Genomic DNA, 18838 nt, shown 5'->3' on the forward strand with positions numbered 1-18838 from the left:
CTAGCGCCGCGCCAGGCTGGTCCACAGCGTTGCCGTGACGATCAGCAGGCCACCGAGCCAGGCCTGCACGCTCAGTTGCTCGCTCAGCCAGAGCACCGCGAACAGCGCGCCGAACAGTGGCTCGCTGCCCATCAGCAGGCTGACGCGGGTCGGGCTGCTACGCCCCAGCGCCCAGTTCTGCACGAAGAAGGCGAACAGGGTGGCGAACAGCACCAGGTACAGGCTGCCGATCCAGAACGCCGGTTCGCGCGGCAGCGCCGGCAAGCCACCCGGTAGCAACAGCGTGCCGAGCAGCAGGCAGCCGAAACCGATCACCCCGGTCTGCACCGCCGTCAGGGCCAGCGCCGGCACTCCGCTATCGGCAGTCCAGCGCCGCGTCAGGCACACCAGCAGGGCCCGCAGCAGCGCGGCCAGCAGCATCAGGCCATCGCCCAGGTTGAACTGCAGCTCCACGCCGCCACTGAGCAGCCAGGTACCCAGCAGCGACAGACCGACCGCCGGCAGCAGGCGCGAGTCCGGGCGCCGGCCGAGCAGCAGCCATTCGACGAAGGGGGTGATCACCACGCACAGGCTGATCAGGAAGGCTGCGTTGCTGGCGCTGGTGAGCAGCACGCCGTAGGTCTCGCAGAGGAAGATCGCCAGCATCACCGCACCCAGCGGCAGGCCCGGTGCCCAGGCCTTGCGCCCCTCGCCGCGCAGTTGCGGCAGGAGGATGAGGAAGGTCAGGCAGAAGCGCACAGCGAGAAAACCCAGTACCGGGTAGAACGCCAGCGCCAGCTTGGCCACACCGTAACTGGTGCCCCAGACCAGCGCCACGAGTAGCAACAGCACATCGCTGAACTGCAGCAGGCGGGTATGGGCGGGACGGATCAGGGTCGACATGGCGATGGTCTCGGTGGCGATAACGTCAGGCCGAGATTGTCCATTGCGGCACCAGAAAGGATAATCCAGTCACTTCGCACAAGACTTGTTCACCATGAGCACAAATACCCCCAGCAACCTGTTGCCCCTGATGGCCAGCTTTGTGCGCGTGGTGGAGTGCGGCAGCTTCTCCGCCGCCGCGCGCCAGCAGGGCAGCACAGCCTCGGCGGTGAGCCGACAGATCGCCCAGTTGGAACAGGCCCTCGGCCTGCGCCTGCTGGAGCGCACCACCCGCCGCCTGCGCCTGAGCGAGGCCGGCAGCGAGGTGTTCGAGCGCTGCCGCGAGATGCTCGGCGCGGCGCAGGCAGCCATGGCGGTGGGCGAGCGACTGATGAGCCACCCGCGCGGGCAAGTGCGCCTGAGCGTGCCCAAGGCGTTCGGCAAGCACCTGATCGCGCCGCTGATGGCGGACTTTCTACAGCGCTATCCGGAAGTGGATGTCAGCCTCAACCTCAGCGACCGCAGCCCGGACCTGATTGGCGAACAGTTCGACCTGATCGTCTGCATCACCGACCAGCCGCCACCGGGCCTGGCCGGGCGGCCGCTGTGCAGCGTGCAGCAATTGCTCTGCGCCAGCCCCGCGTACCTGCAGCGCCACGGCACCCCGCAACACCCGCAGGAGCTGGTGCGGCATGCCTGCCTGTATCTGGACGAGAGCAGTGATGATCACCGCTGGCACTTCAGCAATGGCCGCGAACAGTGCGTGGTGGCCGTGCAGGGCCGCTTCGCCAGCAACCACAGCGAGGTGCGCCTGAATGGCGCGCTGAACGACCTGGGCATCGCCTGCCTGCCACACTTCACCGCAGCGGCGGCGCTGGCCAGCGGCGAGCTGCACCAGGTGCTGTCCGCCTGGCGCTACACCGGCTCCTACCAAGGCACCGCGTGGATCCTCTACCACCCGACCCGCCACCTGCCGCCGAAGCTGCGGGTGCTGATCGATCATCTGGCCGCCGGCCTGGCTGCTTAGACCGCTGCACTCAGCCGCACACGCACGGCCAGCGCCTGCCACGGCGCCAGGTCGGCCAGCGGGCGGCCTGGCACCTTGGCGGCCTCGTCCCAGCGGCGCAGGCGCAGGCTATCGGCGAACAGGGGGTCGGCCTCGAACAGCGCCGCTTCCTCGCCCGTCATCGGCCCGCCCTGCCAGTCCAGGGTCTGCCGGCTGGCCAGGCTCAACCCGCTCAGGTACGCGGCATCGCGCCAGCACAGGTAACGCTTGGCCTGTACGTGCCGCGCGACCAGCCCGGCCAGGCGTTCGGAAAACCCCAGCTCCCGCAGCCAGTGGGCACCAACTCGCTCGTGGCCCTGACGCCCCAGACCGGCCATGCTGTTGGCGGCAGTCAGCGGCGTGCAGAAGTGGCCGACGTCGTGGCAGAAGGCAGCCAGCACCAGCTCATCGTCGGCGCCGTCGGCCTGGGCCAGTTCAGCGGCCTGGACCATGTGCTCGAGCTGGCTGATGTCCTCGCCGATGTAGCTCGCTCCCGCCTGCTGGCGGCACAGGCTGAACAGCTCGCTCACCGCCTGCTCGGCGGTCATGCCGCCAATGCATTCGGCCATATACCTTCACCCAGCAAGGCGGCGATGGTGCGTTCGCCCAGGCCCAGGCCAACGCTCATGCCCAGGCCGGTATGCATCAGCACAGCGGTCACCCCATCGGCGGCGCGGGTCACGCTGAACGGCCCCGGCCCACGGGAGCCGTACACGCCTTGCCAGCGTTCGACCACCTCGACCTTCATGCCCAGGGTGTGTTCGGCCAGGTCGAGCATGATGCGGTCGGTGCTTTCGGCATTGAACGGCGAGGCATCGCTGCCGTAGTCGTGGGAGTCGCCGATGATCAGGTCGCCGTAGGGTGTTGGGCTGATCAGCAGGTGGATGCCGAGGCTTTCCAGCTCCGGCTGCTCGCGACGGACTTGCGCGCGAATGGCCTCGGCTTCCGGCAGGTCGGAGAAAGCACCGTAGTGGGTACAACTGAGGCCGGTGAGCAGCGCGTGCTGCAGCGCCAGCGGCTGGCTCGGGCGGGCACGGAGCATTTGCAGGCGGCACACCTGCGGTTGCAGGCGGGCCATCTGATCGGCCAACAGCGTTTGGTAGTCGTGGCCCGAGCACACCACGATGTGCCGCGCAGTAAAACGCCCGGCACTGGTCAGGGCGCTGCCGGATTCGACATCGCGCACCAGGGTGGAGAAGTGAAACTCCACGCCATGTTCGCGGGCCAGGTAGTCGACGATCTGCGGCAGCGCTTCACGCGAGTACAGCTGCTGGTCATCGAGGCCGTGCAGGGCCGCGCGGTGGTGGCTGAAGCGGCCGTCATACAGCGCATTCAAAGCATCGCCACGCAGCAGTTCGGTGCGGTAGCCGAGCTCTTCGCCACGGCCATCGACGAAGGCTTGCAGCAGCGCTTCCTCGGCTTCGGTGCGGGCGAACAGCAGCGAGCCCTGCTGATGCAGGCTAATGCCCGCCGCCTGCCCCAAATCTGCCCACAGGCCACGCGCCTGGCGCGCCAGGTTGAGCATCGCGCCCGGCGCCTGGCCGCCGACCAGGGCCTGGCCGAAGTTGCGGATGGAGGCGCCCAGCGGCGTGTGGCTGCGCTCGAATACCTTGACCTTGAGGCCGCGTTTGGCGCCCGCCCAGGCGTGGGCGAGGCCGAGAATACCGGCGCCGACGATCAGCAGGTCGCAATCGTGCTGAGACATAGATGAGTCCTAAAGTTGGCTGAGAGATAACGCCGTCGTAGGGTGGATGTCGCGCAGCACATCCACCGACACGCGGTGGAAAACGCTGCGCGGTTTTCCACGGGGTGGCCATCCACCCTACGAACGCTGCTAGGCGGGGTTACTGCGGCAGCGGCTCGGACTTGCCGTCATAGCGCTTGCGCCACTCGGAGAGGATCTTGTCGCGGTTCTCCGAGGCCCAGTTGAAGTCGTTCTTGATCAGGCGCTGCTCGTAGTCGGCCGGCAGTTCCTGGAAGCGTTCGGCGATGCCGGGCTGGGCCAGGACGGCGAAGTTGGCCTTGTACAGGTCCATGGCTTCACGGCTGGCGGAGAAGTCGGCGAGCTTCTTGGCGGCGTCCAGGTGCTCGGTGCCCTTGATGATACCGGTGGCTTCGATTTCCCAGCCCAGGCCTTCCTTGGGCAGCACGATGTCCAGCGGTGCGCCTTTGCGCTTGAGCTGCACGGCTGGGTACTCGAAGGAGATACCGATCGGGAACTCACCGGCCGCAGCCAGCTTGCACGGCTTGGAGCCGGAATGGGTGTACTGGCCGATGTTGGCGTGCAGCTTGTCCATATAGGCCCAGCCTTGCGCTTCGCCAAAGGTTTGCAGCCAGGCGCTGACGTCGAGGTAGCCGGTGCCGGACGAAGCCGGGTTAGGCATGACGATCTTGTCCTTGTACACCGGGCTGGTCAGGTCTTCCCATTTGGTCGGCTTGGGCAGGCCCTGCTTCTCCGCTTCCACGGTGTTGAAGCAGATGGTCGCGGCCCACACGTCCATGCCGACCCAGGCTGGCGGGTTGGCGGCGTCGCGGTAGTTGGCGCCGATCTTGTCGAGGTTGGCCGGGGCGTAGCTTTCCAGCATGCCCTGCTGCTTGAGGATGGCCAGGCTGGAACCGGCCAGCCCCCAGACCACATCAGCCTGCGGGCGATCTTTCTCGGCCAGCAGTTTGGCGGTGACGATGCCCGTGGAGTCGCGCACCCACTTGATCTCGATGTCCGGGTTCTGCTTCTCGAAGGCTTCCTTGTAGGCCTTGAGTTGTTCCACTTCGAGGGCGGTGTACACGGTCAGTTCGGTGGCAGCCTGGGCCTGGAATGCGCAGGCAGCGAGCAGGCCGGCGGCCAGAGCGGTGCGTTTGAACATGGTGGAGCTCCTGATGGTTAGCGTTGGCGTTGGTTGTCTGTTTTTGTAGGAGCGAACTCCTACGGAAAAGGCTTCAGCTGGCTTGCGGGCTATCGCCACGGGCCAGACGTGCGTTGATGGCATCGATCACAGCGGGCAGATCGGCGATGGTGTCGATCAGGTAATGCGGGCGGCTCGGCGCAAACAGGGCATCGATACGCTGGCGTTCGGCGTCCAGCTGCTCGGCGCCGAGCGCCTGGAACTGCTCCCAGCTCAACCCCAGGAAATTGCCGGAGAAGCGCAGTGCCACGGTCCACATGCCCGCGCTGCGCCCTTCGAGAATGCCGGGCTCGGTGTCGTCGACTTTCACGCAGGCGGCGACGTCATCCAGGCCCAGGGCAATGACGTTGGCCAGCGCCTGCGCCGGACTTGGGCGGCCCTTGGGCACTTCGTCGGTGGCGACCACGTGATCGGGCAGGTAGCCCTTGGCAGCGGCCAGCTCGACCACCTTGTCCATCACCTGTTTCGGGTAGCCGGAGCAGGTGCCGATCTTCAGCCCGCGCTGGCGCAGCTCAGCGATGCAGTCGAGGGCGCCGGGAATCAGTGCCGAATGCTCACCGACCTTGGCGATCTGCAGGGGCATGAAGCGCTCGTAGATGGCAGTGACATCCGCATCACTGGGCAAACGCTCGAAGCGCCGCTGAAAGCGCGCGGCCACGGCCGGTTGGTCGCACAGGGTGCGGATGTGATCCCACTTGCCCATGCCCATGGGGCCACGGGCCTCTTCCAGGCTGATCTCGACATCGAAGCTGGCGAAGGCCTCGACAAAGATGCGGGTCGGCGCGAAGGAGCCGAAGTCGACTACGGTGCCGGCCCAGTCGAGGATCGCGGCTTGCAGGTGGCTAGGGGTTTGGTAGCGCATGGCAGTCTCCAGAAGAAATCAGTGGCCAGGGGCTGGCGTGCGCCAGGCCTGGGAGCGGCGCAGCAGGCCGCGCGAGAGGCCGGCGAGCAGCAGCGACACGCCAGCGGAAGTAAGCAGGATCAGGGTCGACATGGCCGCGGCGCCGCCGACGTTGCCGGCGTCGTCCATGTTCAGCACGGCCACGGCGGCGAGCACGCTGTCCGGGCTGTAGAGGAAGATCGCCGCCGACACCGTGGTCATCGCCGAGACGAACAGGTAGCGGATGATGTCGAGCAGCGCCGGCAGGCAGATCGGCAAGGTCACGCGGCAGAAGTGGCGCAACAGCGGCACTTTCAGCGACAGCGCGGCGGCTTCGAATTCGCTGTCGAGCTGGCGCAGCGCAGTGCTGGCGGTCATCTGCGCGGTGGTCAGAAAATGCGCGATGGTGCACACCACCAGCAGGGTCAGGCTGCCGTACAGGCCGCTCAGCGGGTTGCCCGGCAGGTTGAAAAAGAACACGTAGCCCAGGCCCAGCACCAAACCCGGCACCGCCATCGGCACGAAACTGAGCAGGCGCAGGGCCTGGGTCAGCGGGCTCTGCCGGGTTTTCTCCATCAGGTAGGCGCCGGTGAAGATCAGCAGGCTGCCGAACAGCGCACTGCACACCGCCAATAGCAGGCTATTGCGATAGGCCAACCAGCCGCCGGGCAAATCCGAGAAGGCGTAGTGCTGCAGCGACAGCGACAGGTCGTAGGGCCAGAACTTCACCAGCGACGAGTAGATCGCCATGCCAAACACGCCGAGCAGCGTGCTGCAGATCAGCAAGGTCACCAGCAAAAATGCCAGGTCGCGGCGCCGTGACGGCTGCGGGTGATAAACCTGAGCGCGGCCGCTTATGGCATCGCGCTGGCGGCGACGCAGCCACAGGTCGACCGCGAAGCTGAGCAGCGCCGGCAGCAGCAGGACCATGCCGATCAACGCGCCGCGACCGAACTGCTGCTGGCCGACCACCGCCTTGTAAGCCTCCAGCGCCAGCACCTGATAGTCACCGCCCACCACCACCGGCACGCCGAAATCGGTGATGCACAGGGTGAACACCAAGCAGAAGGCGGCAAACACGCCCTGCCGGCTGCCCGGCCAGGTGATGCTGCGAAACGCCCGCCAGGGCGATGCACCCATGCTTGAGGCGGCGTCGAACAGCCGCGCATCGGCCAGCGCCAGGGCAGACAGCAGCACCATCAGCGCATGGGGGAAGGTGTAGATGGCCTGGCCGAGGACGATGCCCCAGAAACCGTAGATGTTGTCCGGTACCAGGCCGCGCAGCACGCCCTGGTTGCCGAACAGGTAGATCAGGGCGATGCCCGGCAGCATCGACGGCGCCAGCAGCGGCAGCAGGGAAATACTGCGCCACAGCGGTTTGCCAGGTATGCAGGTGCGCTGCAGGGCGTAGGCGAAGGCATAGGCCAGCGGCACCACGATGCAGGCCACGGTCAGCGACACGCTCAGGCTATTGCCCACTAGCCAGCGGAAATTGGCGCTGCCGAACAGCTCGGTCGCCGCCAGCAGGCCACCGCCCTGCCCGTCTTCGCCACTGAAGCCACGCCAGAGCATGGCCAGCAGCGGCAGCAGCACCGCGAGGGTCAGCAACACCAGCAGCAGCCACTGGCCGCCGAGCACGAACAGGCGGTCGGCCAGGTCGGCGGGCGCGGCGCGGCGCAACGGTGCGGGCTTGAGGGTTAGTACGCGTTGCATATCAGGCGAACACCTGCAGGCTGCGCGGCGGCAGCGCCACCCAGATCTCCGCCCCGGCCAGCTTCGGCATGGCCTGCGGCTCCAGCTCGGCGAGCAGACTGTGGCCCGGCAGCGCGTCCAGTTCGAAGCTCAGCCGGCAGCGATTGCCGAGAAAGGTGATCTCGCGCATCTGCGCGCTGAACAGGTTTTCCTCATGCACCGGCGGATTGATCACCACCGCTTCCGGGCGGCAGAACAGCCGGCCGCGCTCGCGGGTATCGCTGGCGTGCAGGCGCAGGCTGAGTTCGCCAACGCGCACATGGCCATGCTCGCCACGCTCGAACGGCAGCCAGTTGCCCTGGCCGACGAACTCGGCCACGAACGGCGTGGCCGGCGCGCGGTAGATCTCCTGCGGGCTGGCGAACTGCTCGACGCGGCCGTGGTTGATCACCGCGATGCGGTCGGCCATCAGCATGGCCTCATCCTGGTTGTGGGTGACCATCAGGGTGGTGATGCCCAGGCGCTTCTGCAGCTGGCGCAGCTCGCCGCACAGGTGCTCGCGCACACGCGCATCGAGGGCCGACATCGGCTCGTCGAGCAACAGCAGCGAGGGCGCCGGGGCCAGGGCGCGGGCCAGGGCCACACGCTGCTGCTGGCCGCCGGAGAGCTGGCCGGGGTATTTCTTCTCGCTACCCACCAGGCCAACCAGTTCGAGCATCTCGGCGACCCGCGCACGGATGGTCTCGCGGTTGTTGCCGGCCAGGCCGTAGCCGATGTTCTGCTCCACCGTCAGGTTGGGGAACAACGCGTAGGACTGGAATAGGATGCCGTAGTCACGCGCCTGCGGCGGCAGCTCGGAGACATCCCGCGAACCGATAACGATGGTCCCGCGATCCTGGCGCTCCAGCCCGGCGATGCAGCGCAGCAGCGTGGTCTTGCCGCAACCGGAGGGGCCCAGCAGGCACACCAGCTCACCGGCAGCGATATCCAGCGACACCCCGTCCAGCGCCTTGAATGCGCCGAAACCCTTGTGGATATCGCGTACCTGCATGTTCACGGAAAGCGGCATAGTCATGACGGAACCTCATTGAGCGATCAGCTCGGACGAGGGTCATGCTAAACAGCGAGTGCTAAGGCTTTGTGGCAGTTGGGCAAAAGCTGCCGATAGTGCTATCGGTGGATTTGTGTAGCGACGCCCTCTCCCCTTGGGTGAGGGCTGGGGTGAGGGGAAATGCAGAGTCGCTCGGAGCATCCCTCACCCCTGGCCCCTCTCCCGGAGGGAGAGGGGAAAGAGCGCTTCGCGCTCCTACAGCTGATTGCGCGCCAGCTCGAGGAAGGCTGCCGGCAACCGCGCCTGGCGGCGCTCCTTGAGGCAGTAGAGGTACTCGGCGATCAGCGGCGCGCCTTCCAGCTCGACCACCTTGAGCTGCGGGTTATCCGGTACTTCGTGGCGGGCGATGATGCTGATGCCGATATTGCGCAGCACCGCCTCGCGGATCGACTCGCGGCTGCCGATTTCCAGCAGCGGGCCGAGGGCGACTCCAGCCTCGCGCAGCAGGGTTTCACTGAGCACACGGGTGGTCGAGCCGCTCTCGCGCATCAGCAGGCAGTGCCCAGCGAGGGCGCTCAACGGCACGCGGTCATGGGCGGCCAGCGGATGCTCGCGATGCACCGCCAGCACCAGCGGATCGTGGCCCAAGACCAGCCGAGTCAGGCGCGCATCCTCGACCAGTTGCGAGGAGGCGGCGAGGTCGACGCGGTATTCCTCCAGCGCCTCGATCACCTGCTGCGAGTTGCCGATCTCCAGGGTCACCTCGCACTGCGGGAACTGCGCCCGGAAGCCCCTGACCAGGTCGAGCACGTAATAGGGCGCGGTGGCCCCGATGCGCAACGCGCCCTGCACCTGGCCGCTGTTGCGCAGGAAGAACTCGATGTCGGCTTCCTGCTGCAGCAGCTTCTGCACCATGGGCAACAGCCGCGCGCCCTCGTCGCTGAGCGTCAGACGACGGCCGCCGCGGTAGAACAGCTCGACACCGTACTGGCCTTCGAGGCTGCGAATCTGTGTGGTGACCGTGGGCTGGCTGAGGCCAAGCTTCTTCGCCGCCTGGGTGATGCTGCCCAGGCGGGCGACCATGTGGAAGGATTTCAGCTCGGCGGAGAGCACCGAATCAGACCGCCACCGGCGCGCTGATATGCGGATGGGCCTGGTAGCCGACCAGTTCGAAGTCTTCGAATTTGAAGCCGAGCAGGTCCTTGACCTCCGGGTTGAGCTTCATCACCGGCAGCGGCAGCGGCTCACGGGTCAGTTGCAGGTCGGTCTGTTCCAGGTGGTTGGCGTACAGGTGGCAGTCGCCGCCGGTCCAGATGAACTCGCCCGGTTGCAGGCCGCAGACCTGGGCCACCATCAGGGTCAGCAGGGCATAGCTGGCGATGTTGAACGGCACGCCGAGGAAGATATCGGCCGAGCGCTGGTACAGCTGGCAGCTCAGCTTGCCGTCGGCGACGTAGAACTGGAACAACGCGTGGCACGGCGGCAGGGCCATCTGCTCGACCAGCGCCGGGTTCCAGGCGGAGACGATCAGGCGACGCGAATCCGGGTTCTTCTTGATCATCTCGACCAGCTTGCTGATCTGGTCGATCGACTCACCGTTCGGCGCCGGCCAGCTGCGCCACTGGTAGCCGTACACCGGGCCGAGGTCGCCGTTCTCGTCGGCCCATTCGTCCCAGATGCGTACGCCGTTTTCCTTCAGGTACTTGATGTTGGTGTCGCCCTGGAGGAACCACAGCAGCTCGTGGATGATCGACTTCAGGTGGCACTTCTTGGTGGTCACCAGCGGGAAGCCGTCGGCCAGGTCGAAGCGCATCTGGTGGGCGAAGACGCTGTAGGTGCCGGTGCCGGTGCGGTCGCTCTTGAAGGTGCCGGTCTCGCGGACCAGGCGCATCAGGTCGAGGTACTGTTTCATTGCGCGGCTCCTTGGGCAGTTTCACGGCGGTAAGCCCAGATCATAAGCCCCAGGCCGCCGAGAATCATCGGCACGCAGAGCAGCTGGCCCATGGTCAGCCAGCCGAAGGCCAGGTAGCCAAGTTGCGCATCCGGCACGCGGACGAACTCGACGATAAAGCGGAAGATGCCATAGCAAATCGCGAACAGGCCGGACACCGCCATGGTCGGGCGCGGCTTGCGCGAGAACGCCCAGAGGATGACGAACAGTGCCACGCCTTCGAGGGCGAACTGGTACAGCTGCGACGGGTGACGCGGCAGCGGCCCGCCGTTGGGGAAGACCATCGCCCAGGGCACGTCCGTGACCTTGCCCCACAGCTCCGAGTTGATGAAGTTGCCGATGCGCCCGGCGCCCAGGCCGATCGGCACCAGCGGCGCGATGAAGTCCATCAGCTCGAAGAAGCTCTTGTTGTTGCGCTTGCCAAACCACAGGGTGGCGAGGATCACGCCGATCAGCCCGCCGTGGAACGACATGCCGCCCTTCCATATCTGCAGCACGCGCAGCGGCTCGGCGATGTAGCTGTGCAGGTCGTAGAACAGCACGTAGCCGAGGCGGCCACCGAGGATCACGCCCATGGCCACCCAAAACACCAGGTCGGAGAGTTTCTCCTGGCTCCAGGTCGGGTCGAAGGCCTTCAGCCGGCGGGTCGCCAGCAGCCAGGCGCCACCAATGCCGACCAGGTACATCAGGCCGTACCAGTGGATCTGCAGAAAGCCCAGGTCGAGGGCTACCGGGTTGATCTGGGGATAAGCCAGCATCACGACTCCTTAGATGAGGAAGCTCACGCCCACGCAAAGCAGCAGCAGGGCGAACAGACGTTTCAACACATGGGCCGGCAGACGGTGCGCGAGGCGCGCGCCGAAGCGGGCAAAAAACATACTGGTGATGGCAATACCGACCATCGCCGGCAGGTACACGAAGCCCAGGCTCCACGGCGGCAGATGCGCCTCGTGCCAGCCGAGCAGCATGAAACTCAGGGCGCTGGCCGCCGCAATCGGCAGGCCGCAGGCCGAGGATGTAGCCACCGCTTGCTGCATCGGCACGCTGCGCCAGGTGAGGAACGGCACGGTCAGCGAACCGCCGCCAATACCGAAGATCGCCGAGGCCCAACCGATCACCACGCCGGCCAGGGTCAGCCCGGGCTTGCCTGGGACACCGCGACTGGCCTTGGGTTTCAAACCCAGGCCCATCTGCACGGCGATGACGATGGCGAACACGCCGATGATCTTCTGCAGCAGCGGGCCCTGGATCGACGCGGCGGTGAGCGCACCCAATCCGGCGCCGAGGAGAATGCCGACGGCCATCCAGGCGAAGATTGGCCAGCGCACCGCACCCTTGCGCTGGTGTTCCAGCACTGAGTTGATCGAGGTGAAGATGATGGTGGCCAGCGACGTACCGACCGCCAGGTGGGTGAGGATCGACTGGTCAAAACCCTGGGCGGTGAAGCTGAATACCAGCACCGGCACGATGATGATGCCGCCACCTACGCCGAACAGCCCGGCCAGCACGCCGGCCGCCGCGCCCAGCACCAGATAGAGCAGAAATTCCATCCACACCCCCGCAAACGAAGCCGGCATGGTAACGGATGGCGCCCCCGGCCTCCACTTGCGGCGACGGATGCAGTAGGCTCGACGGACCCTACACAGGATGTGTCTCCATGTGTCTGATCGTCTTCGCCTGGCGCCCCGGCCATCCGCAGCCACTGGTGCTGGCCGCCAACCGTGACGAGTTCTACCACCGCCCCAGCCAGGCCCTGGCCGAATGGCCCGACGCACCCGGACTGTACGCCGGGCGCGACCTGCAGGCCGGTGGCACCTGGCTCGGAGTGAATGCCGCCGGGCGCTTCGCCGCCCTGACCAATATCCGCGACCCACGCCAGGCCCAAGGCCCGCGCTCGCGTGGCGAGCTGGTGGTGGATTTTCTGCGCGGTGAGCTGAGCGCGGAGGATTACCTGGGCCAGGTCTGTGAGCGACTGGAGCAGTACAGCGGCTTCAACCTGCTGCTCGGCGACCGCGAGACGCTGTACTGCTTCAACTCCGATAGCAGCCAGCCGCGCCAGCTGGAGGCCGGCCTCTACGGCCTGTCGAATGCCGACCTGGACACGCCCTGGCCCAAGCTGCTGCGCGCCACCGCCGCACTGGCCGGCACCCTCGATGACCCGCAACCAGACAACCTGCTGGAACTGCTGCGCGACCGCAGCCAGCCGCCCCGCGTGCTGCTGCCAGACACCGGCATTGGCCTGGATTGGGAGCTGCTGCTGTCGAGCATCTTCATCGTCGGCCCCGGCTACGGCACCTGCGCCAGCAGTGCGCTGCTGCTGGGCGCCGACGGCCAAGTGGAACTGATCGAACGCAGCTACGGCACGGATGGCCAGGCCACTGGAGAAGTCGCCGTCCGGCTGCTGGCTAACCGCTGACGGCGAAGCGCGCGCTGAGCCGGCCCAAGCGCCCGGCCAGTTCGCGCAGGCGCAGGCTGTCGCCATCCAGCACGCCGGCATCCTCGGCATTCTGCTCCGCCACCTGCTGCACGCCGCTCAGGTGCTCGCTGACCTCCGCACTGCTGCTCGCCTGCTCGTTGGTTGCCGCGGCAATCAGCCCGCTCATCTGGCTCACCGCCTCGATCTCCCCGACGATCGCCAGCAGCAGCTCGCCGGCCCGGCGGCTGTCCTCGACGCAGCGCACCACGCCCTGCTGGCTGTCCTGCATGGCGCTGGCGGCCTGGCGACTGCTGTGTTGCAGGCGGGCGATGATGTCCTGAATTTCCGCCGTGGAGGCGGCGGTCTTCTGCGCGAGGTTGCGCACCTCGTCGGCGACCACGGCAAAGCCCCGGCCCTGATCACCAGCGCGAGCCGCCTCGATGGCAGCGTTGAGAGCCAGCAGGTTGGTCTGCTCGGCAATCGCACGGATCACCTCCAGCACCCGGCCGATCTGCTGCGCCTGCTCGGCCAGCGACTGCACTTCGCGGTCGGTGCCGTCGATGCGTTCGGCCAGGCGGTTGATCTCGGCAGCGCTCTGGGCCACCGCCGCGCGCCCCTCGGCCGCCTTCTCGGTAGCTGCCTGGGTGGCATGGGCGGCCTGCTGGGCATGACCGGCTACCTCGTCGATGGCCACACTCATTTCCTGCATCGCACCCGCCATGTAGGAAATCTCGCCGAGCTGCTTGCCGGAGCCCTCGCGCAGCTGGCGGGTGGCCCGTGCCAGGCTCTCGCCGGTCGCGGCCAGGCCCTGGGTATCACCCACCACCTCGCCGACCATCTCCTCCAGCTGGGCCAGAAAGCGGTTGAAACGCTGCGTCACCGCGCCGCTGTCCTGGCTCCGCAGGCGCAGGTCAATGCGCGCCTCCTCGGCTGTCAGAGCAGTAATCACCTGCATCAGCGCCTCGCCCTCACGCGCCTCGGCATAGGCCTGGCGCGCCAGGTAGATGAGGATGGCGCTCTCTAGCACCACGTAGAAGGCGTGCAGGAAGATGATCGGCCAGCTGCCGTGTGGCACCACGTGCACACCCACGCCCTGTTGCTGCAGGGCGAAGAAGGCCAGGTGGTGCACGGCGATCACCGCCGCCGCCACCACGATCGGCAACCAGTCGCGGTAATAGACCAGGAAGGCCAGCAGCACGAAGATGCCGAAGTGCATTTCCAGCACCCCGCCACTTTGATTGATATGCAGCGCCGACATGACCATGAAGGCCGCGGCCATGCAGCAACGCATCAGCCGCCGCCCCGGCACCAGGGCATTCAACGCGCTCAGCGCCAGGACCGTGACGCCGCCGACCAGCAGCGCCTGGCCCCAGGTGCCATGCCAGGCGGCCAGCCCCAGGGAGTAGAGAAACATCAACCAGAGGACGCCGAGCATGATGCGGTCGGCTTTGCGGTAATGCGCGTCGAGACTGAATGCGTGACTGCTCATGGGAAACATCCGGCAGCGCTCGTCCTGAGCCGTGAGTGAGCCATATCTTATACACAAGCAAAATCCTGTACAGGATTTGATTAGCGCAGACTCACCTCAGTCTAGATCCCGCAAGGGTCAGTCGCCGCTCCACGGGCAGAAGCAGCCGACCGCCAGGTTGCTGTCCGCGCGCACCGCTCGGCCGGCGGCCAGGGCTTCGAGGATCGGCTCGATGAAGCTGTTGCTGGAGGTGCACAGGGCGCCTTCGCTGTAGGGACCGAAGTAGGCCAGGCGGCCCTGTTGGTCCCAGATCGCCACCGCCGGACTGGCCGGCAAACCGTCGCTGCCGGGCAGGCTGGCCAGCGGCTTGAGTGCCTGCAGGTTGTCCGGCAAGCGGCCGTGGCTGCCGGCCTTCTGCACCGCATAGAACTCGACGCCGCGTGGTGCAAAGGTGTTCAGCAGTTCGCCGAGGTGCTGCTGGTTGCCGACATTGCACGGGCAGGCCGGGTCCCAGAAATGCACCACGCGGATCGGCCCCGGCCCGGCCAGCTCCGCCGGCAAGCGCAGCTCGGTACCACTGAACAGCGTGGTCTGGTCGGCGAACGGGCGGATATAGCGCACCTCGAACCACCAGAAGGCGGCCAGCATTGCGCCCAGCCAGAGGATGGCGAGCAGGCAGGCGAGCAGGGTCTTGCGGCGCGAAGCAGGCATGGCAGGCAGTCGGGTTGCGGGTGCATAGCTTGCCATGCCAGCCCGCGCAGCTGAATATCGGCAACATTGTCGCCCTTGCGAGCCCGCCCGATGACTGCCATGCCAAGCCTGATGCCAGAGCCCTTCCAGCCCGACAGCCTGCGCGCCGCGCTGCGACCACTGGCCGCAGACAACCTGCCGCCCAGCGCCGAGCAACTGGCCTACCAGCGCTATTACGGCCTCGACCTGGCCGCCCGGCATCCGGGGTTGCGCAGCCGCCTGGGCTGCTTCGAACAGGACGGCGTGCGCATCGCCAGCCAGCTGTGGCAGCCGGCCGAGCCCAAGGCCACGCTGATCCTGCTGCACGGTTATTACGACCACATGGGCCTGTACCGCCATGTGATCGACTGGGCCCTGGGCGAGAACCTCGCCGTGCTCGCCTGCGACTTGCCGGGCCACGGCCTGTCTGCCGGGCCACGGGCCAGCATCGATGACTTCGCCACCTACCAGCGCACCTTACTCGGCCTGTTCGACGAGGCCAGCAGCCTGGACCTGCCACAACCCTGGCACCTGTGCGGGCAGAGCACCGGTGGCGCGATCCTGATCGACTTCCTGCTGACCGGCACGCCCCGCCCGGAGCCCGGTACGGTGATCCTCCTGGCGCCGCTGGTGCGCCCGCGCGCCTGGGGCCTGTCCAAGCTCAGCTACCACCTGCTCAGCCCGTTCAAGGCGGAAATCCCGCGGCGCTTCTCGGCCAATTCGGGCGATGGGGACTTTCTCGACTTCGTTCAGCACCGCGATCCGCTGCAACCGCGCAGCCTGCCAACCGCCTGGGTTGGCGCCCTGGCCAAGTGGATTCCGCGCATCGAGGCCGCCAAACGCAGCCCGCTACGGCCGCTGATCGTGCAGGGCGATGCCGATATGACGGTGGATTGGCAGCACAACCTGAAGGTGCTGCAGGCCAAGTTCGACCAGCCGGAAGTCCTGCATCTGCCAGGCGCCAAGCATCATCTGGCCAACGAGAGCGAGGCGATCCGCAGTCGCTACTTCGCCTTTCTCAGCGAACGGCTCAAGTAGTCGAGTGCTGTAGGAGCCCGCTTGCTGGCGATCCGACTGCCCGGGAAAAGCATCGCCAGCAAGCTGGCTCCTACACAAAGCACAACGCAGCGCTTATTGCGCCACTGCCAACCCGGCACGCAGCGATGCCAGAGCGGCCTGGTAGTAGGCCTTGCCGTCGGCGGACTCGGCGAAGGTGGTGAACTCTTCCAGCTCCGGATCGGACAGCTCGCGGTAGACATGCAGCAGGGTGTTGTCGATGTCTGCGTCGATTTCCTTCATCAGCCGCTCACGCTGGCCCTGCACCAGCGCTTGGGCCTGCTCGCCGCCGAACAGGCCGGGGACCATCTGGCTGAGGCTGTCGGCTGCCACACCGGCCAGGGCCAGGCTGACTTCGGCACCGGCTTCCTTGGCGGGCAGGGTCTGGGCCAGATGGCGGATCTGCAGGCGGCGAGTGGCGCTGGCCTCGACCCGCGGCAAGCCATTGGCGTGTTGCAGCAATTGCGCGCGGCTGGTGGCTAGGGTTTCGGCCGCGGCCACCTTGCGCCCCAGGGGCGACTCGAAGAACTGCAGGGCCGGCGCCGGATTGGCCAGCTGCGTGCTCAGCGCCGCCTGGCTGCGCTGCTGCATGGCCTGCGGCTCGAAGCGGCGGTTGCTGTTGTCCACCAGTGCCTGGTACACCGCCGGCGGCAGCGTCTTGCTGTAGCGCTGCTGGGCGCTGTTCAGAGCCTCGCTGAAATGCGTGAGCTGCTGCGGCCACCCGGCGGCCTGGAACAGGCGCTGGTAGTCATCGGCAACGGCAGTGAAGCTGCACAGCAGCATGAAACAAGCTAGAACGACGCGCATGGGGAACTCCTGTCTGGCGCGGCTATTGTCGGGGTGCCCGGCAACCTTGTCGAGGCGCGGCGCTGGTAGAATCCGCCCCATGCACACGCACAACTACCGGCACCTGCTGCCGCAGATCATCGACGACCTGGCCACCCAGGGCTGGTCGCAGCAGGACAACTTCCTGCCTGAGCCTCTGACCCATGAACTGGCGCAAGAGTGCCGTGCGCGCGCCGACAGCGGCGCCCTGACGCCGGCCGGAGTCGGCCGCAGCCAGGCCGTGGCGGTGCGCGAAGGCATCCGCGGCGACCGTATCCAGTGGCTCGAAGCCGGGCAGAGCAGCGCCTGCGACCAGTACCTGGCGGCCATGGACGAGCTGCGCCAGGCCCTCAACCAGGCGCTGTACCTGGGCCTGGAGGACTACGAAAGCCACTTCGCCCTGTATCCACCTGGCGCCTTCTACAAGAAGCACCTGGACCGCTTTCGCGACGACGACCACCGCTGCGTGTCCGCGGTGTACTACCTCAACAGCGACTGGCACAGCGAGCACGGTGGCGCCCTGCGCCTCTACCCGCACGACGCCGCGGAACGGGATGTGTTGCCACATGCCTGCAGCCTGGTGCTGTTCATGTCCGCCGAACTGCCCCATGAAGTGCTGCCGGCGACCCGCGAGCGCCTGTCACTGGCCGGCTGGTTTCGTCGCCGTTAAGGCATTCTCGTAGGGCGGGTGCAACCAGCTGCGGGGCCACGCGGGTTGCACCCGCCCTACGCAAAGCGCATGGAAAAGGAGAGGTTGTGGAAAAACTACTGGTTAGCCGCTGCCTGCTTGGCCACAAGGTGCGCTACGACGGCGGCGCCCACGGCCCGTACGATCTGCTGCAGCACTGGCAGGATGAGGGCCGCATCGTCGCCCTGTGCCCGGAAGTTGCCGGCGGCCTGCCGACGCCACGCCCGCCAGCGGAAATCCCCGGCGGCCAGGGCAGCAACGTGCTCGATGGCAACCAGCCGGTGCTGACCGATCTCGGCGAGGACGTCACCGCAGCCTTTGTCGCCGGCGCCGAAATCGCCTTGCGCCTGGTCCGGCAGCATGGCCTGCGGGTCGCCGTGCTCAAGGCGCGCAGCCCTTCCTGCGGCAACAGCCACAACTACGACGGCAGCTTCAGCGGCAACCTGGTCGAAGGTGAGGGGGTTACCGCCGCCCTGCTGCGCCGTAACGGCGTACAGGTGTTCAACGAACAGCAATTGAGCGAAGCGGCTGCCGAACTGGCGCGCCTGGAGCAAGGCAACTGATCGGCCCGCACTACGGAACCCGACGCGTCACCTAAGGTCAGTGCTGGACATCTTCGAAAGGAACATCCCATGACTGCTTTCCGCCCTCTCGCCCTCGCCACCCTGTTCTGTATCACCCCGCTCGCCGCCCTGGCGGAAATGCCACGCACGGCAGCCCCGGACGGCGCCGAGGTGTACTTCATCGAGCCGGCGGACGGCGCCACGGTCAGCCAGACCTTCACCGTCAAATTCGGCCTCAAGGGCATGGGCGTGGCGCCCGCTGGCGTCGACATGCCCGCCACCGGCCACCATCACCTGCTGGTGGATGGCAGCGTGCTGCCGGCCATGGATGCGCCGCTGCCAATGACCGATCAGATTCGCCACTTCGGCAAGGGCCAGACCGAAACCGAAGTGACCCTGCAACCCGGCAAGCACACCTTGCAGCTACTGGTTGGCGACAAGAACCACGTGCCGCTGGACCCGCCGGTGATCTCCAAGAAGATCGAGATCACGGTGAAGTAAAGCGCGATGGCTCGCACCGTGTGCCTGAGCTGATGTTTGCTACGCAATCCGTAGGGTGGAAAACCGCGAAGCGTTTTCCACCGATGGTGGCTCACCCCGAGCGATGAGCTGCCGGGAAACTGCGGTGGACAAGCTTCGCGTTGTCCACCCTACAAAACGCCATGAGCGCCATTGAAACGAAAAAGGGAGGCCGAAGCCTCCCTTTTTCA

General features: G+C 66.7%; 20 protein-coding genes. 6 read left to right on the forward strand and 14 right to left on the reverse strand.

Annotated features, from left to right (window positions below; translation table 11 throughout):
- A complete protein-coding gene (locus H3H51_RS17975) occupies window positions 1-882 on the reverse strand; it encodes a DMT family transporter (RefSeq protein ID WP_183090444.1) in 882 nt (293 codons plus the stop codon).
- A gap of 94 nt (window positions 883-976) precedes the next feature.
- On the opposite strand from H3H51_RS17975, the gene H3H51_RS17980 reads away from it, so the two are divergent.
- Window positions 977-1888, forward strand: a complete 912-nt coding sequence (locus H3H51_RS17980; protein WP_183090445.1) for a LysR family transcriptional regulator — start codon at window positions 977-979, stop codon at window positions 1886-1888.
- Here the strand turns inward: H3H51_RS17980 and H3H51_RS17985 are convergent.
- The 10 genes from H3H51_RS17985 to H3H51_RS18030 all read right to left on the reverse strand — a co-directional run bounded on the left by H3H51_RS17985 (window position 1885) and on the right by H3H51_RS18030 (window position 11933).
- Window positions 1885-2454, reverse strand: a complete 570-nt coding sequence (locus tag H3H51_RS17985; protein WP_183090532.1) for an HD domain-containing protein — start codon at window positions 2452-2454, stop codon at window positions 1885-1887. The two genes, H3H51_RS17980 and H3H51_RS17985, sit on opposite strands and share 4 nt — an antisense overlap.
- Window positions 2451-3611 (reverse strand): TIGR03364 family FAD-dependent oxidoreductase, encoded by a 1161-nt coding sequence (locus H3H51_RS17990; RefSeq protein WP_183090446.1) that lies wholly within the window; start codon window positions 3609-3611, stop codon window positions 2451-2453. The genes H3H51_RS17985 and H3H51_RS17990 overlap by 4 nt, the downstream gene beginning before the upstream one ends.
- Window positions 3612-3750: 139 nt before the next feature.
- Complete coding sequence (locus H3H51_RS17995; protein WP_183090447.1) at window positions 3751-4770, reverse strand: putative 2-aminoethylphosphonate ABC transporter substrate-binding protein; 1020 nt, start codon at window positions 4768-4770, stop codon at window positions 3751-3753.
- Window positions 4771-4843: 73 nt separating this feature from the next.
- Window positions 4844-5671 carry a phosphonoacetaldehyde hydrolase gene (gene phnX, locus H3H51_RS18000; protein WP_183090448.1) on the reverse strand — a complete coding sequence of 276 codons (828 nt, stop codon included), beginning with the start codon at window positions 5669-5671 and terminating at the stop codon, window positions 4844-4846.
- Between the two features lie 18 nt (window positions 5672-5689).
- A complete protein-coding gene (locus tag H3H51_RS18005; RefSeq protein ID WP_183090449.1) occupies window positions 5690-7402 on the reverse strand; it encodes a putative 2-aminoethylphosphonate ABC transporter permease subunit in 1713 nt (570 codons plus the stop codon).
- Window position 7403: 1 nt separating this feature from the next.
- A complete protein-coding gene (locus H3H51_RS18010; protein WP_235981415.1) occupies window positions 7404-8456 on the reverse strand; it encodes a putative 2-aminoethylphosphonate ABC transporter ATP-binding protein in 1053 nt (350 codons plus the stop codon).
- A 231-nt stretch (window positions 8457-8687) separates the two neighbouring features.
- Complete coding sequence (locus H3H51_RS18015; protein ID WP_183090450.1) at window positions 8688-9545, reverse strand: LysR family transcriptional regulator; 858 nt, start codon at window positions 9543-9545, stop codon at window positions 8688-8690.
- A gap of 4 nt (window positions 9546-9549) precedes the next feature.
- Window positions 9550-10344, reverse strand: a complete 795-nt coding sequence (locus tag H3H51_RS18020) for a thymidylate synthase (protein ID WP_183090451.1) — start codon at window positions 10342-10344, stop codon at window positions 9550-9552.
- Entirely contained in the window at window positions 10341-11141 is an 801-nt protein-coding gene (gene lgt / locus H3H51_RS18025; protein ID WP_183090452.1) for a prolipoprotein diacylglyceryl transferase, read from the reverse strand. Before lgt ends, H3H51_RS18020 begins: the two co-directional genes overlap by 4 nt.
- Window positions 11142-11150: 9 nt before the next feature.
- Window positions 11151-11933: a sulfite exporter TauE/SafE family protein gene (locus H3H51_RS18030; protein ID WP_183090453.1), complete on the reverse strand. Its 783-nt coding sequence runs from the start codon at window positions 11931-11933 to the stop codon at window positions 11151-11153.
- 107 nt (window positions 11934-12040) lie between these two features.
- Between H3H51_RS18030 and H3H51_RS18035 the strand changes: the two genes are divergently transcribed.
- Window positions 12041-12799, forward strand: coding sequence for an NRDE family protein (locus tag H3H51_RS18035; RefSeq protein WP_183090454.1), 759 nt, complete (start codon window positions 12041-12043; stop codon window positions 12797-12799).
- On the opposite strand, the gene H3H51_RS18040 is transcribed toward H3H51_RS18035, so the two are convergent.
- On the reverse strand, window positions 12789-14288 hold the full coding sequence (locus H3H51_RS18040; RefSeq protein ID WP_183090455.1) for a methyl-accepting chemotaxis protein: 1500 nt from the start codon (window positions 14286-14288) through the stop codon (window positions 12789-12791). The genes H3H51_RS18035 and H3H51_RS18040 overlap by 11 nt on opposite strands.
- 117 nt (window positions 14289-14405) lie before the next feature.
- Entirely contained in the window at window positions 14406-15014 is a 609-nt protein-coding gene (locus H3H51_RS18045; protein ID WP_183090456.1) for a DUF6436 domain-containing protein, read from the reverse strand.
- Between the two features lie 75 nt (window positions 15015-15089).
- On the opposite strand from H3H51_RS18045, the gene H3H51_RS18050 reads away from it, so the two are divergent.
- On the forward strand, window positions 15090-16034 hold the full coding sequence (locus tag H3H51_RS18050; protein ID WP_183090534.1) for a phospholipase BipL: 945 nt from the start codon (window positions 15090-15092) through the stop codon (window positions 16032-16034).
- Window positions 16035-16127: 93 nt separating this feature from the next.
- Here H3H51_RS18050 and H3H51_RS18055 read toward each other — a convergent pair whose 3' ends face one another.
- A complete protein-coding gene (locus H3H51_RS18055; protein WP_183090457.1) occupies window positions 16128-16859 on the reverse strand; it encodes a hypothetical protein in 732 nt (243 codons plus the stop codon).
- Between the two features lie 70 nt (window positions 16860-16929).
- On the opposite strand from H3H51_RS18055, the gene H3H51_RS18060 reads away from it, so the two are divergent.
- The 3 genes from H3H51_RS18060 to H3H51_RS18070 all read left to right on the forward strand — a co-directional run bounded on the left by H3H51_RS18060 (window position 16930) and on the right by H3H51_RS18070 (window position 18629).
- A complete protein-coding gene (locus H3H51_RS18060; protein ID WP_407926518.1) occupies window positions 16930-17547 on the forward strand; it encodes a 2OG-Fe(II) oxygenase in 618 nt (205 codons plus the stop codon).
- Window positions 17548-17633: 86 nt separating this feature from the next.
- Window positions 17634-18128, forward strand: coding sequence for a DUF523 domain-containing protein (locus H3H51_RS18065; protein ID WP_183090459.1), 495 nt, complete (start codon window positions 17634-17636; stop codon window positions 18126-18128).
- Window positions 18129-18266: 138 nt separating this feature from the next.
- Window positions 18267-18629: a DUF4399 domain-containing protein gene (locus H3H51_RS18070; protein WP_235981425.1), complete on the forward strand. Its 363-nt coding sequence runs from the start codon at window positions 18267-18269 to the stop codon at window positions 18627-18629.
- Window positions 18630-18838 lie beyond the last annotated feature (209 nt).

It is taken from the genome of Aquipseudomonas ullengensis, assembly GCF_014174475.1.
GTDB classification, from domain to species: domain Bacteria; phylum Pseudomonadota; class Gammaproteobacteria; order Pseudomonadales; family Pseudomonadaceae; genus Aquipseudomonas; species Aquipseudomonas ullengensis.

Bases quoted from the DNA above. Each gene is read 5' to 3' on its own strand.
- H3H51_RS18055 (WP_183090457.1), bottom strand. From the start codon at position 16,859: ATGCGCGTCGTTCTAGCTTGTTTCATGCTGCTGTGCAGCTTCACTGCC.
- phnX (WP_183090448.1), bottom strand. From the start codon at position 5,671: ATGCGCTACCAAACCCCTAGCCACCTGCAAGCCGCGATCCTCGACTGG.
- H3H51_RS17985 (WP_183090532.1), bottom strand. From the start codon at position 2,454: ATGACCGCCGAGCAGGCGGTGAGCGAGCTGTTCAGCCTGTGCCGCCAG.
- H3H51_RS18010 (WP_235981415.1), bottom strand. From the start codon at position 8,456: ATGACTATGCCGCTTTCCGTGAACATGCAGGTACGCGATATCCACAAG.
- H3H51_RS18035 (WP_183090454.1), top strand. From the start codon at position 12,041: ATGTGTCTGATCGTCTTCGCCTGGCGCCCCGGCCATCCGCAGCCACTG.
- H3H51_RS18050 (WP_183090534.1), top strand. From the start codon at position 15,090: ATGCCAGAGCCCTTCCAGCCCGACAGCCTGCGCGCCGCGCTGCGACCA.
- H3H51_RS18005 (WP_183090449.1), bottom strand. From the start codon at position 7,402: ATGCAACGCGTACTAACCCTCAAGCCCGCACCGTTGCGCCGCGCCGCG.
- H3H51_RS17975 (WP_183090444.1), bottom strand. From the start codon at position 882: ATGTCGACCCTGATCCGTCCCGCCCATACCCGCCTGCTGCAGTTCAGC.
- H3H51_RS18030 (WP_183090453.1), bottom strand. From the start codon at position 11,933: ATGGAATTTCTGCTCTATCTGGTGCTGGGCGCGGCGGCCGGCGTGCTG.
- lgt (WP_183090452.1), bottom strand. From the start codon at position 11,141: ATGCTGGCTTATCCCCAGATCAACCCGGTAGCCCTCGACCTGGGCTTT.
- H3H51_RS18045 (WP_183090456.1), bottom strand. From the start codon at position 15,014: ATGGCAAGCTATGCACCCGCAACCCGACTGCCTGCCATGCCTGCTTCG.
- H3H51_RS17990 (WP_183090446.1), bottom strand. From the start codon at position 3,611: ATGTCTCAGCACGATTGCGACCTGCTGATCGTCGGCGCCGGTATTCTC.
- H3H51_RS17995 (WP_183090447.1), bottom strand. From the start codon at position 4,770: ATGTTCAAACGCACCGCTCTGGCCGCCGGCCTGCTCGCTGCCTGCGCA.
- H3H51_RS18070 (WP_235981425.1), top strand. From the start codon at position 18,267: ATGCCACGCACGGCAGCCCCGGACGGCGCCGAGGTGTACTTCATCGAG.
- H3H51_RS18040 (WP_183090455.1), bottom strand. From the start codon at position 14,288: ATGAGCAGTCACGCATTCAGTCTCGACGCGCATTACCGCAAAGCCGAC.
- H3H51_RS18020 (WP_183090451.1), bottom strand. From the start codon at position 10,344: ATGAAACAGTACCTCGACCTGATGCGCCTGGTCCGCGAGACCGGCACC.
- H3H51_RS17980 (WP_183090445.1), top strand. From the start codon at position 977: ATGAGCACAAATACCCCCAGCAACCTGTTGCCCCTGATGGCCAGCTTT.